Consider the following 12,236-nt stretch of genomic DNA (forward strand, 5'->3'; position numbering starts at 1 on the left):
TCCCTCCCGTAAACCGCTGAAGGAGCCAATCCCAGATCACGACGCACAGCGAAAGGTGGGGCCGAAACAGCGCTTACGAATTTTCGTCGTTTTCGGCCAAAGAACAGGCGTTTTCGGCTCGATTCTGAGCAGGCGCCCGATTTCCGCACGCTGTTTCAATGGGTTAGGAGGGTTTCCTGTTTAGGGTCCAAAACAGGTCAAATAGGCACCATAACAGGGGCAACAGAGCGCAGGAACAGGTGGTATAAGCGCCAATAACAGGGGATCGGGCGTGCCGGGATCAATGCCGTCAGGCCGGCGTGGCCGCGGCGAACAGTTCGGCCTGACGGGTCCAATTTGCCGGGATTGGCGTCTCCATCAGATGCTGCAGGGTCAGACCCGGGGGTTGGGTTCCCTCAAGGATGGCGCGCTGCAGGTTCGGCGCCGGCTGTGTAACCTGATGTCTGGAAATTTCGTTCGTGGGGGCGCACTTGCGTGCCCATCCGTGGGGCTCGCACCACGGATGGGCTACCCTCCAGTCCGGTTTTCTCAATCGCCAAAAAGAGGAACCGGATGCAGGACACCCAGGGTAAGGTTATCGCCGCGCTGATGGAACAGCTCATCCAGACCGGGCCGGAGTACCAATAGATCTCGGCGGCGAACGGGATGTCGAGCGCGCGCCATGGACACCGGTCTGCCGGCTCGAATTCTCGCCGCCGAGATCGCCTACCGTGACATCGGCAGACCACGGATCAGCGAACCGGCATTCGACAAGCTTCAGATGTGCCGGGCGACGAGATCGTCATTGCCGAGCACGCCTGCCTGATGATGCGCGACCCCGAAGGTCTGCTGATGGACACCGCCGAGGAGACCTCAGGGTTCTTCGGCTGTGATCGCTGCCTGACCGAAGGTCGTCCCGATCACGATCGCAAAACCAATCAGGAACATTCAGCCCGCCTCAACCGGTTCTTCAGGGCTGACTGAGTCTTCGGGTAACACCTCCGGACGTGAGCCAATGATGCGATGCAAGATCCAAACGCTCCATCGTACCCTCCGGGGGTCTGTTGAGTATCACCGCGCGGGCTGTCGGGCCCGGCATGCATGCCAGTATCCGCGCAGAACGTTTTGGACTGCAGCGAGCAGGATCTCGTCGGTGCTGTCACCGGATGTTTCGCCGCCCAAATACTGGCTGCGCACTGTCTGCGGAATCGCTTTCCCCGACAAGCGTTCGCGCAGGTGCGATACTGCAGCCTCGGCCTTGGGGTCGGGCCAGTAATACCGGAGTCGATCGGAGTAGCTGAAGTGGCGCTGGAGCCATAGTTGCCGCGCGTTGCCCTCGTAATATTTCGTCCAGTAATCGGGCGACTCGAGCATGACTTCCTCCATCGCAGCCATAAGCCGGCCTTGCGGCGGGTGGCCGTCGAGCACGTCCGCAACCGAGTCGAGCGCGTAGAGGGCTTCCCGCAGCGCGAAAGTCAGCCAAGGGCCGACCTTCAAGATGGCAAACCCATTCTCGACAAGGGCGCCCAGGCTCTCCGGGGTCTGATAGTCGGTCGAGTGCGCTTCGAACACGATACCGGGCATGCCCGAGAGGCTGCCTGCCAGCTCCCGGGCCTTGCGCGGTTCGAATTGAATCACGTCAGCATGTCCGAACTCGACGCCCGGCTGCACGACGAGGGCGATAACCCGGCAAAAAGCCTCTTGCGCACCCGCAGTCGCAAAGGCGTCGCAATGCACCTCATAGGTGCGACGGACAGCAGCAGGCGTTGTAACGGCGATTTCACCGAGCTCTTCCAACGCGCCGCCCGGCACGGGGACTTCCGTGCCGATCACATAGACCGGATCGACCGCGGCCTTTGTCTCTTCGGCAATGACGGCAAGACGCGCCGCGCGTTCGGCAGTGATCTCGTCAGGCAATGCCACAGCTTCGCCAGCACAGCCCATGGAGGTGTCGAGATGAAGCTTGGTGAAGCCGGCGGCCGAGTACCCGGCGATCATAACCTCCGCCTTTGCCATCGCTTCGTCGGCCGGCAGGTCTTTGAAGGGGTTTGGTCCGAGGTGATCGCCGCCAAGAATGATCCGGTCGGTCGCAAGCCCGGCTTTCTCGGCGATCGCCTCGACAAAAGCGCGGAAATCGGTCGGGGTCATGCCGGTATAGCCCCCATCCTGGTTGACCTGGTTGCAGGTCGCTTCGATGAGCGCCAGTTCGCCGGTTTCCTTCGCGTGTCGCAAAGCAGCCTCGATAACGACCGGATGCGCGGAGCAGACCGAGGTAATACCGACGGGATTTCCGGCGTGGAATGCGGACGGGATGGCGGAAAGGGGATGGGTCATACGCGCTCCTTCGAGTCTTGTTCAACGAAAGCCCGAAGCGTCTCGAGATCCGCGGCGCCTTCCATCGGGCCCCGTCTGGTCACCGCAAGGGCGCCCGCTGCGGCGGCAATCGCGAGGGCTTCACGCGCTTCGGTTCCCCGCAGCCAGAGCGCGGTAAAAGCGCCACCGAAACAATCGCCCGCCCCTGTCGGATCGACTTCATCGACCGGGAGTGCAGCCATGAACATCGCGCCCGAAGCATCGTGGTGGCGGACGCCCTGCGCTCCGAGCTTGTGGACGACGACGGAAACCCCCCGGCCGAGCAGTTCTTGAACGGCGCGTTCCTCGTCCTTCGCTTCGGTCAGCAGGAACAGCTCGTCCCCCGAGGGCAGGAAAAGGTCGGTCAGGCTCAGGATTTCGGTCATCGACTCGCGCATGCCGGGTGCGTCGAGGATTTCCTTGCGCAGGTTCGGATCGAACGAAAGCGTGCCGCCCCGAGCCTTGACCGCCCATGCCGCCTCGAGGTTGAGGGCGACGATTTGGGGGCTCGACAGCGAAGAGCCCATGACGTGCAGGTGGTCGGCTTGGCCGAACAACCGATCCGATGCCTGGCGGTCCGGCAGCAGCCCGCAGGCGGAATGCAGTATATTGAAGATGAAGTCCCGTGAGCCATCGGCGCGATACCGCACGAAAGCGGAACCGGTCGGGCGGTCCGCGACGATCGCGACGCCGGAAATGTCGACGCCGTCGGCCGCAAGACGGTCGAGGTTGATGCGCCCGAAGTCGTCGTCGCCCACGGTCGAAAGGATCGCACAAGGTTGTCCCATGCGGGCGACCTGGTCGATGAAGATCGCGGGCGCACCGGAGGGGAAAGGCCCGGTCAAGGCGATCGGCTTGAGAAACCCGTCGCCGATGTTGTCGGCCATGATCTCAACGAGGATTTCACCTATCACCAGGACTTTCTTCATCTTTCGCTAGCTTTCCGGCAATGCCGCAAGGTGCTGCATACTCACCTCGACCCGAAGAAAGCGGCGCAATGGCGTGCGCTCTCCGGGCACCCGTTTCGGTGCCACTGTTTGGCAACGAGTGTCAACGCAAAACTTTGCACGCGCACACTTCTGGTCTATTGTCGCTCTTGCGAAACCGGGCCCATGCGGCAAGTCCGGGACGGCAGGCAAGAGCACGGAGGGGCAAGGTGAGTTCAGGCACACGGAAGATCCGGACAATGGGAGAATTCGCTGCCGTGAGCGGAATCTCGCGGCCGACCGTGTCGAAGTACTTCCAGGATCCCAGGAGCGTAAAAAAGGTCACCCGCGAGCGAATCGAGACGGCAATCGACAAGTACGGTTTCCGGCCGAACCTCTTCGCCATGAACCAGAATCGGCGCCTGACGAAGAATATCGGGATCGTCGTGCCGTACCTTGCCGACCCCTTCTTCGCGGAGATAGCTCGGAACATCGAACGGCGCTGCCTTGATGCGGGCTATTTTCCGATGCTGTTCAGCTCGCATGGGGAAACGTCGCTTGAGAACGACATTTTCGAGACATTGCGTTCGCTCAAGCCGGCCGGCGTACTTCTGGCGCCGCTCGGCCGCAGATCGGAGCGTCAGGTCGTCGAGGATTTCTGCGGCGATGTTCCCACCGTTCTGTTCGACAGCGAGATTGAGGGTGTCGGCGAAGCCTTTGTCGGATCAGACAATTTTCAGAGTATTCCGTTGATTGTGGAGTATCTCTGCCGAACCGGCGAACCGCCGAGCTTCTTCGAAATGCCGCCCGTCAACCCCAATGCCAACAAGCGGCGCCAAGCCTATATCCAGGCGATGGAATCGCTGGGGCACGCCCCCCAGGTGGTGCATGTCCATGGTGAAGGGTGGGCTTTCGAGGAGGTTGGATATCGCGAGGGCATGAGGGTGATCGCCGAGCGGAAACTCCCCACCGATACGGTGCTTTGCTCGAACGATCGACTGGCGATCGGCTTCCTCGCGGCGGCATACGAAAAGGGGCTGCGCGTCGGGCGGGGGCAAGGCTTCGCGCTGCGCGTGGCGGGCCACGACGACCATCCATTCGCGCGCTTCACATCGCCTTCGCTGACCACCGTCGCTCAGGACTACGCGGCAATCGCCGAAAGAAGCGTGGAGACACTGTTCCGGCTTCTCGATCAGGGTATCAATGCGGAACGCCGCGAAACGGAACTGTTTCCGGGAAGTCTGGTGATGCGCCAGTCGGCCTGACGCCCTGCGACCATGCCGGCGCAGGCACAGCTCTTGTCGCGCGTAAAAAAAAGTGTTGACGCGACTCTAATTCTTCCCCTACCGTCGGGCTTGGCTAGTCAGCCAAGTCATGGGAGGAATCAGATGGGACTGAAAAGGATACTGCTCACCGCGTCGTCGGTGGCGCTTGCCGCCGGCACCGGTGCGTGGGCTGAAGAAATCACGATCGCCACGGTCAACAACGCCGACATGATCGTCATGCAGAGCCTTGCACCTCAGTGGGAGGAGGCGACCGGCAACTCGATCAACTGGGTCGTGCTCGAAGAAAACGTCCTGCGTCAGCGGACGACGCAGGATATCGCGACCGATGGCGGCTCTTTCGACATCATCTTCATCGGCGCCTACGAAGCCCCGATCTGGGGCGCCAATGGCTGGCTCGTTCCGCTGAACGATTTCGCCGATGACCCGGACTATGACCTGGAGGACATCTTCCAGCTGGTGCGCAACGGCCTGTCGGACAAGGACGGCAATCTCTACGCGGTGCCGCTCTATTCAGAGACCTCTTTCACATTCTACCGCACCGACGTCTTCGAAGCCGCCGGCGTCGAGGCACCGACCGAGCAGATTACCTACACCGAGTTCGCCGACATCGTCGCCAAGGTGCACGACCCCGACAACGGCATCTTCGGCACCTGCCAGCGCGGCAAGGCCGGCTGGGGCGAGAACATGGCCTTCATCGGCCCACTCGCCAACGCCTTCGGCGCCCGCTGGTTCGACATGGACTGGCAGCCGCAACTTGACAGCCCCGAGTGGAACGCGGCGATCACCTACTATGTCGACCTGATGACCAATTACGGTCCTCCGGGCGCGACCGGCAACGGCCACAACGAGAACCGGGCGTTGTTCAAGGACGGCAAGTGCGCGACCTGGGTCGATGCGACCTCGGCGGCGAACGACGTGAAGAACCCGAACACGTCGACCGTGGCGGATGTCACCGACTTCTTCCAGGCGCCGAAGCAGGAGACCTCCAACGGCACGGGCTGGTTCTGGTCATGGGCACTCGCGATCCCGGCCAGTTCGCAAAAGGTCGACGTCGCCAAGGACTTCCTGAAGTGGGGCACCTCGAAGGAATACTTCGAGATGGTTGGCGAAACCGAAGGCTGGGTCGCGGTGCCCTCCGGAACGCGCCAGTCGATACACGAGGATCCGCGTCTGCTGGAGGCGGCGCCCTTCGCCGAAACGATCAAGAACGCGATCTTCTCGGTCGACCCGGCCAACCCGACCCGCGATCCGGTTCCGTATACCGGCATCCAGTTCGTCGCGATTCCCGAATTCCAGGGCATCGGCAACTATGTCGGCCAGCAGATCTCGGCCGCGCTCGCCGGCCAGCAGTCGGTTGAACAGGCCCTTGCCAACAGCCAGCAGTTCGCGGTCCGCGAAATGACAAGGGCCGGTTACATAGAATAGCCACCTCCCGGGAACGGGCCGGTCCGCAAGGGTCGGTCCGCCCTGCCGAAGATCACGAGTCCTCCTTGTGGCTGAGCGTAGTGGGACGGCCCTGCGCGGGCTTTTCCGACGTGGCTGCCATCAAAGCCTTGCGAGAGGAGCCAATGGCGACGAAAGCTTCACGCGCAGCGGCCAGGATGATGATCGCGCCCTCCGTTATCCTTCTGCTCGCATGGATGATCGTCCCTTTGTCTTTGACGATCTACTTTTCGTTCCTGCGATACAACCTGATCACGCCGACCGGAAACCCCTTCGTGGGGTGGGAGAACTACTACTGGTTCGTGACCGACCCGAGCTTCCAGGCGGCGATGCTCAACACGCTTATGCTGGTCGGGGGAGTGCTGCTCATCACCGTTGCCGGCGGCATCATGTTCGCGCTGCTGCTCGACCGGCCAATGTTCGGCCAGGGCATCATCCGCATCATGGTGATCGCGCCCTTCTTCGTGATGCCGACGGTCTCCGCGCTAGTCTGGAAGAACATGTTCATGAATCCGGTGAACGGGATGTTCGGGCAAATCGCAACGAGCCTGGGCTTCCAGCCGATCGACTTCATGGGTCAGATCCCGCTGCTCTCCATCATCCTCATCGTGTCCTGGATGTGGCTTCCTTTTGCGACGCTGATCCTGTTCACCGCCATGCAGTCGCTCGACCAGGAGCAACTGGAAGCGGCGGAGATGGACGGCGCGGGCAGTTTTTCGCGCTTCGTGTTCATCGTCTTGCCGCACCTCGCCCGGGCGATCACCGTGGTGATCCTGATCCAGACAATCTTCCATCTGTCGATCTTCGCCGAGATTCTGGTGACGACGAACGGCGGTCCCGGCACGGCGTCGACCAATCTCACTTACCTGATCTACGTCTCGTCGCTGCTGCAGTTCGACGTGGGCCTGGGCAGTGCCGGTGGCGTCATCGCCATCATCCTCGCCAACATTGTCGCGATCTTCCTGATGCGGATGATCGGCAAGAACCTCGACGCCTAGGGAGGAGTGGTTCATGGCACGTGCGGTCTCGAACAGAACCAGGGCCCTGAACACGGCTGTCGCCGGCACGCTTGGGTTCCTGATGTTCTTCCCGATCCTCTGGATCTTCATCCTTTCGTTCAAGACCGAGGAGGATGCGATCCGGGCGCCGCTTGAGGTTCTGTTCGGCTCGGGCTGGACTCTGGACAGCTTCTTCACGGTTCAGGAGCGCTCGGATTACTTCAAGCACTTCGCCAACTCGGTGATCATCTCGCTCGGCTCCACGTTCGTTGGTCTCCTGATCGCTATTCCGGCGGCCTGGGCGATGGCCTTCGTGCCGGCCCGGCACACCAAGAACGTGCTCATGTGGATGCTTTCGACCAAGATGCTGCCGCCGGTGGGCGTCCTGGTGCCGATCTATCTGATCTTCAGGGACTATGGCCTGCTCGACACCCGGATCGGACTGGTGATCGTGCTGACGCTGATGAATCTCCCGATCATCATCTGGATGCTCTACACCTACTTCAAGGAAATCCCCGGCGAAATCCTGGAGGCGGCACGTATGGACGGGGCTTCCCTGCGTGAGGAAATCCTTCATGTGCTTACACCGATGGCGATCCCCGGCATGGCGTCGACGGTGCTGCTCAACATCATACTGGCATGGAACGAAGCGTTCTGGACGCTGAACCTGACCGCCGCCAATGCGGCCCCTCTCACGGCCTTCATCGCGAGTTACTCCAGCCCCGAGGGACTGTTCTACGCAAAGCTTTCGGCGGCCTCGATCATGGCCATCGCGCCGATCCTCATCATGGGCTGGTTCAGCCAGAGACAACTCGTGCGCGGCCTGACATTCGGCGCGGTCAAGTAGAGAGAACGGGTATGGGACAGATCCAGCTCAACCACGTTTCGAAATCGTTCGGCAGCGTCGAGGTCATTCGGCCGCTCGACCTGAGCATCGAAGATGGCGAGTTCGTCGTCTTCGTCGGGCCGTCGGGCTGCGGCAAGTCCACGCTTCTGAGGCTCATCGCCGGGCTCGAGGACGTGACCGACGGCGAGATAATGATCGACGGCAAGGATGCCACCGGCATCGTGCCGGCGAAACGCGGGCTGGCGATGGTGTTCCAGAGCTATGCGCTTTATCCGCACATGTCGGTGCGAAAGAACATCGCCTTCCCGCTACGCATGGCGGGATTGGACAAGGCGGAGCAGGACAGACGGGTCAATGACGCGGCGCGGGTGCTGAACCTGACCGATTATCTCGATCGGCGTCCGGGGCAACTTTCGGGGGGGCAGCGCCAGCGGGTGGCGATCGGCCGTGCCATCGTCCGCGAACCGGCAGCGTTCTTGTTCGATGAACCGCTGTCGAACCTCGACGCGGCCCTACGGGTCGGCATGCGGCTTGAAATCTCGGAGTTGCACAAGCGGCTGGCGACCACGATGATCTATGTCACCCACGACCAAGTCGAGGCAATGACCATGGCCGACAAGATCGTGGTCCTTCAGGCCGGCGTGATCGAGCAGGTGGGCAGCCCGCTCGAGCTCTACCGGCGGCCCCGGAACATCTTCGTGGCCGGTTTCATCGGAAGCCCGAAGATGAACCTGATCGGCGGACCCGAGGCCGACAGGCACAAGGCCGTGACGATCGGCATCCGGCCCGAACACATCGAGATCTCGGAAGAAGCCGGCGCCTGGGAGGGGACTGTGGGGGTGTCTGAGCACCTCGGCTCGGACACGTTTTTTCACATTCAGACCGCGGTGGCCAACGGGCCGATCACAGTTCGCGCTCAGGGAGAACTGGGATTGCAGTACGGGCAGACCGTCTACCTCTCGCCTCGTGCGGAGCACCTTCACCGGTTTGACAGCAAAGGATTGCGGATCCAATGAAACGCCTTGAAGGCAGAGTCGCCCTTGTCACCGGGGGCGGTCGCGGGATCGGACGTGCCATCTGCGAGGCCTACGCCGCAGAGGGGGCTAAGGTCGCCGTCGCTGACCGCCTCACACATGAGGCAGAGGACGCCGCCGCGGCGCTCGGCGGGAGCGGCATGGCCGTGACGCTCGACGTAACCGATCTCCGGTCCATCGCCGCCGGGGTGGCTTCGGTCGAGCAGGCATGGGGCGGGATCGATATTCTCGTCAACAACGCAGGCGTCTTCAACATGTGCGCCATCGAGGAGATAACCCCGGACGACTATCGCCGGCAGTATGACGTCAACGTTGCCGGCACGATATTCACCACGCAAGCGGTACTGCCGGGAATGAAGAAGCGCGGAAATGGCGGGGCGATCATCAATGTCTCGTCCCAGGCCGGGCGTCGGGGAGAGGCTTTCGTTCTGGTCTACTGCTCCAGCAAGGCAGCGGTGATCTCGATCACGCAATCCCTGGCGCTCGAGCTTGCCAGGGACAACATCCGGGTCAACGCGATTGCGCCCGGCGTGATCGACACGCCGATGTGGGATCATGTGGACTCGCTCTTTGCGAAGTACGAAAACAAGCCCATCGGCCAGAAGAAGCGCGAGGTGGGTCTCGCCGTGCCACTGGGACACATGGGCAAGCCAGACGAGATCGCGGATCCTTGCGTGTTCCTGGCCTCGGACGAAGCCCGGTACATCACGGCCCAGACCATCAACATCGACGGCGGCAACTGGATGAGTTGATGCGCCAAAGCGCCGGTGGGTGGGCCGCTGCGTCGCACCCTCGGTCGATCGCGCTCCACGGGAAGGGCCGAGCCATGGCTGTGAAACTGTCGAACGCGACTCTGGGAGAGCTCCCAGTGACCGTTCCGGTTCCAACCTACGACCGGTCCAAACTGACCGCTGGTATCGTTCACATCGGGGTCGGCAATTTCCATCGCGCACACCAGTCCTGGTACATCCACCGGCTGATGCAGCAGGGGCTTGCGCAGGACTGGGCGATCGTCGGCGCCGGCGTCCGGCCCTATGACGATCGGATGCGCCGCGAGCTGGCGAGGCAGGATTACCTGTCAACGCTGATCGAACTCGACCCATCCGACAGGTCGGCCGAGGTCGTGGGGTCCATGATCGACTACGTCCCCATCGAGGAAGGCAATGGCGCGCTGATCGAGCGCATGGCACAGCCGGACATACGCATCGTCGCGCTGACCGTCACCGAAGGGGGCTACTACATCGACCCCGCGACTGGCGGGTTCGACGCGACGAACCCCGACATCGTGCACGACGCGGCGAACCCCGACCGCCCGAAGACCGCCTTTGGCGCGATGGTCGCAGCGTTGAGACGCCGCCGCGATGCCGCAATCGGCCCCTTCACTTGCCAATGCTGCGACAACCTTCAGCACAATGGCACGGTGCTGCGTCAGACCTTGATCTCGCTCGCGCGGCTTTCCGACCCGGAGCTTGCCGACTGGATCGACACGACCTGCACCTTTCCCAATGCAATGGTCGACTGCATCGTGCCCGCGACCGGTCGGAAGGAGCTGGCGCTTGTGGCCGAATTCGGCATCGAAGACGCGGTTCCAGTCACCCACGAGAGCTTCCGCCAATGGGTGATCGAGGACGATTTCTGCGCCGGACGTCCGGAATGGGAGATGGCCGGCGCTACGATCACCGATGACGTGCACGCCTTCGAGAAGATGAAGATCCGTATGCTCAACGGCGGCCACCAGGTGATTTCCGACCTGGGCGAACTCTTGTCGGTCGAGACGATCTCCGGCACGATGGAACACCCGGGCATCCGGGCCGTGTTCGAAAAGATCGAGCGCGAGGAAATCCTGCCGCATATCGACGCCGTGCCCGGATTCACGCCCGAGGCCTACATCGACCTTCTGCTGCGCCGATTCGGCAATCCGATCATCGTCGACACCACACGGCGGGTCGCCTTCGACGGCTCGTCGCGCCATCCCGGCTTCGTGCTGGGGAGCGTACGCGACGGGCTTGTCGCCGGCACACCCGTCGAGGGGCTCGCACTGGCCGAGGCCGGCTGGGCGCGAATGTGCTTCGGCACCCGCGAGGACGGCAGCACGATCGAACCGAACGATCCGTTCTGGGACACACTGCAGGCGGTGGCCCGGACGGCCAGGGACGATCCTCGCGCCTGGCTCGAACAACGCCAGACCTACGGCAACCTCGCCGATCATCCGCGTTTTGCAGATGCCTTCGAAAAGTGGCTGCGAATGATCTGGGTTGACGGCACCGCGGCGGCGATGGACGCATATCTGAAGGCGGGAGTATCGCGATGAAGGCCATCGTCTTTCTGGAAAGAGACCGGGTCGATGTTACTGACCGACCCGATCCGGTCATGGGTGAAGGCGAGATTATCGTCCGGGTGCGTGCCAGCGGGCTCTGCCACACCGACCTCGACGTAATGCACGCGAACTACGGCCCCTCCGCCTTCCCACTGGTGCCGGGACATGAGTTCGCGGGCGAAGTGGCGTCCGTGGGTCCGGGCGTGACCAGCGTGTCCGTCGGCGATCGGGTGGTAGTCGACCCCAACCTCGAATGCGGCGACTGCGCGGCGTGCAGACGCGGCTGGGCACACCTGTGCCAAAACCTCGGCGCCTATGGCGTCAGCATCGATGGTGGTTTCGCCGATTTCACCGCCGTGCGGGCGGACCGGGTGCATCCGATCGGGGACATGCCGTTCGACATCGCGGCGCTCGCCGAGCCGATGGGCTGCGTTCTTAACGCCCTTGCGCCGCTCAAGGAGCGCATCATCGAGCGCGCCGTGGTCTTCGGGACTGGGCCGATGGGCCTGCTCATGGGGCTCGCGCTCAAGGCACGCGGGACATCTGAGGTGATCATGGTCGATGTCGACGCCGGGCGTCTCGACCTGGCGCGTGGGTTCGGCCTGTCGGGTGTGGCGTCCGGAAGCGACGCGCTTGCGGCGCTCTCGCGGTCCTGCGATCTCGCCGTCGACGCCACCGGCGTGCCGGCCGTCGCGGCGGACCTCTTGCGTAGTGTCGCGAACGGCGGCGCGGCGTCGTTCTTCGGCGTGTGCCCGCAGGATGCGAGGATCGAGATTTCGCCGTACGATGTCTTCCGCCGCCAGCTTGCCCTGTTCGGCACCCACAGCCTGAACCATAACATTCCCGAAGCGTTGGAGACGCTCGCAGCGATCGGGCCGAAGGTCGCCGGCGTCATCACTCACCGCCTGACCGCCGAGGAGGTCGCAGGCGTAATGGCCGGCCACAAGCCGCCAGGCAGCCTCAAGGTCCAGATGGTGTCGTAGCCGTGTTCCCCGCCGCCTCCAGCGCGCCCACCGGCCTGTGCGATCCGCCCACCCTGGGCGTCACCTGTGAG

11 protein-coding genes are annotated in these 12,236 nt (G+C 62.7%); 9 read left to right on the forward strand and 2 right to left on the reverse strand.

What is annotated here, in order from left to right:
* Window positions 1-762 precede the first annotated feature (762 nt).
* Window positions 763-963, forward strand: coding sequence for a hypothetical protein (locus RBB34_RS15040; protein ID WP_306120055.1), 201 nt, complete (start codon window positions 763-765; stop codon window positions 961-963).
* An 87-nt stretch (window positions 964-1,050) separates the two neighbouring features.
* Here the strand turns inward: RBB34_RS15040 and RBB34_RS15045 are convergent, their stop codons facing one another.
* Window positions 1,051-2,313 carry a D-tagatose-bisphosphate aldolase, class II, non-catalytic subunit gene (locus RBB34_RS15045; RefSeq protein WP_306120056.1) on the reverse strand — a complete coding sequence of 421 codons (1,263 nt, stop codon included), beginning with the start codon at window positions 2,311-2,313 and terminating at the stop codon, window positions 1,051-1,053.
* A complete protein-coding gene (locus RBB34_RS15050; protein ID WP_306120057.1) occupies window positions 2,310-3,260 on the reverse strand; it encodes a sugar kinase in 951 nt (316 codons plus the stop codon). Before RBB34_RS15050 ends, RBB34_RS15045 begins: the two co-directional genes overlap by 4 nt.
* A 257-nt stretch (window positions 3,261-3,517) precedes the next feature.
* Here RBB34_RS15050 and RBB34_RS15055 point away from each other — a divergent pair, with 257 nt between their 5' ends.
* From RBB34_RS15055 to RBB34_RS15090, 8 genes are all read left to right on the forward strand, one after another.
* Complete coding sequence (locus tag RBB34_RS15055) at window positions 3,518-4,522, forward strand: LacI family DNA-binding transcriptional regulator (protein WP_306120058.1); 1,005 nt, start codon at window positions 3,518-3,520, stop codon at window positions 4,520-4,522.
* A gap of 123 nt (window positions 4,523-4,645) precedes the next feature.
* Window positions 4,646-5,968: a sugar ABC transporter substrate-binding protein gene (locus tag RBB34_RS15060; RefSeq protein ID WP_306120059.1), complete on the forward strand. Its 1,323-nt coding sequence runs from the start codon at window positions 4,646-4,648 to the stop codon at window positions 5,966-5,968.
* 143 nt (window positions 5,969-6,111) lie between these two features.
* Window positions 6,112-6,984 carry a sugar ABC transporter permease gene (locus tag RBB34_RS15065; RefSeq protein WP_306120111.1) on the forward strand — a complete coding sequence of 291 codons (873 nt, stop codon included), beginning with the start codon at window positions 6,112-6,114 and terminating at the stop codon, window positions 6,982-6,984.
* A gap of 13 nt (window positions 6,985-6,997) precedes the next feature.
* Entirely contained in the window at window positions 6,998-7,831 is an 834-nt protein-coding gene (locus RBB34_RS15070) for a carbohydrate ABC transporter permease (protein WP_306120060.1), read from the forward strand.
* A gap of 11 nt (window positions 7,832-7,842) precedes the next feature.
* Window positions 7,843-8,847, forward strand: coding sequence for an ABC transporter ATP-binding protein (locus RBB34_RS15075; RefSeq protein ID WP_306120061.1), 1,005 nt, complete (start codon window positions 7,843-7,845; stop codon window positions 8,845-8,847).
* The gene (locus RBB34_RS15080) at window positions 8,844-9,617 is read left to right on the forward strand and encodes an L-iditol 2-dehydrogenase (RefSeq protein ID WP_306120062.1); all 774 of its coding nucleotides are present in this window, start codon (window positions 8,844-8,846) and stop codon (window positions 9,615-9,617) included. Before RBB34_RS15075 ends, RBB34_RS15080 begins: the two co-directional genes overlap by 4 nt.
* Window positions 9,536-11,176, forward strand: coding sequence for a mannitol dehydrogenase family protein (locus RBB34_RS15085; protein WP_306120063.1), 1,641 nt, complete (start codon window positions 9,536-9,538; stop codon window positions 11,174-11,176). The genes RBB34_RS15080 and RBB34_RS15085 overlap by 82 nt, the downstream gene beginning before the upstream one ends.
* Window positions 11,173-12,165, forward strand: a complete 993-nt coding sequence (locus RBB34_RS15090; RefSeq protein ID WP_306120064.1) for an alcohol dehydrogenase catalytic domain-containing protein — start codon at window positions 11,173-11,175, stop codon at window positions 12,163-12,165. Before RBB34_RS15085 ends, RBB34_RS15090 begins: the two co-directional genes overlap by 4 nt.
* Window positions 12,166-12,236: the final 71 nt, after the last annotated feature.

The sequence above is a fragment of the Roseitalea sp. MMSF_3546 genome, from assembly GCF_030732865.1.
Taxonomy (GTDB): domain Bacteria; phylum Pseudomonadota; class Alphaproteobacteria; order Rhizobiales; family Rhizobiaceae; genus Roseitalea.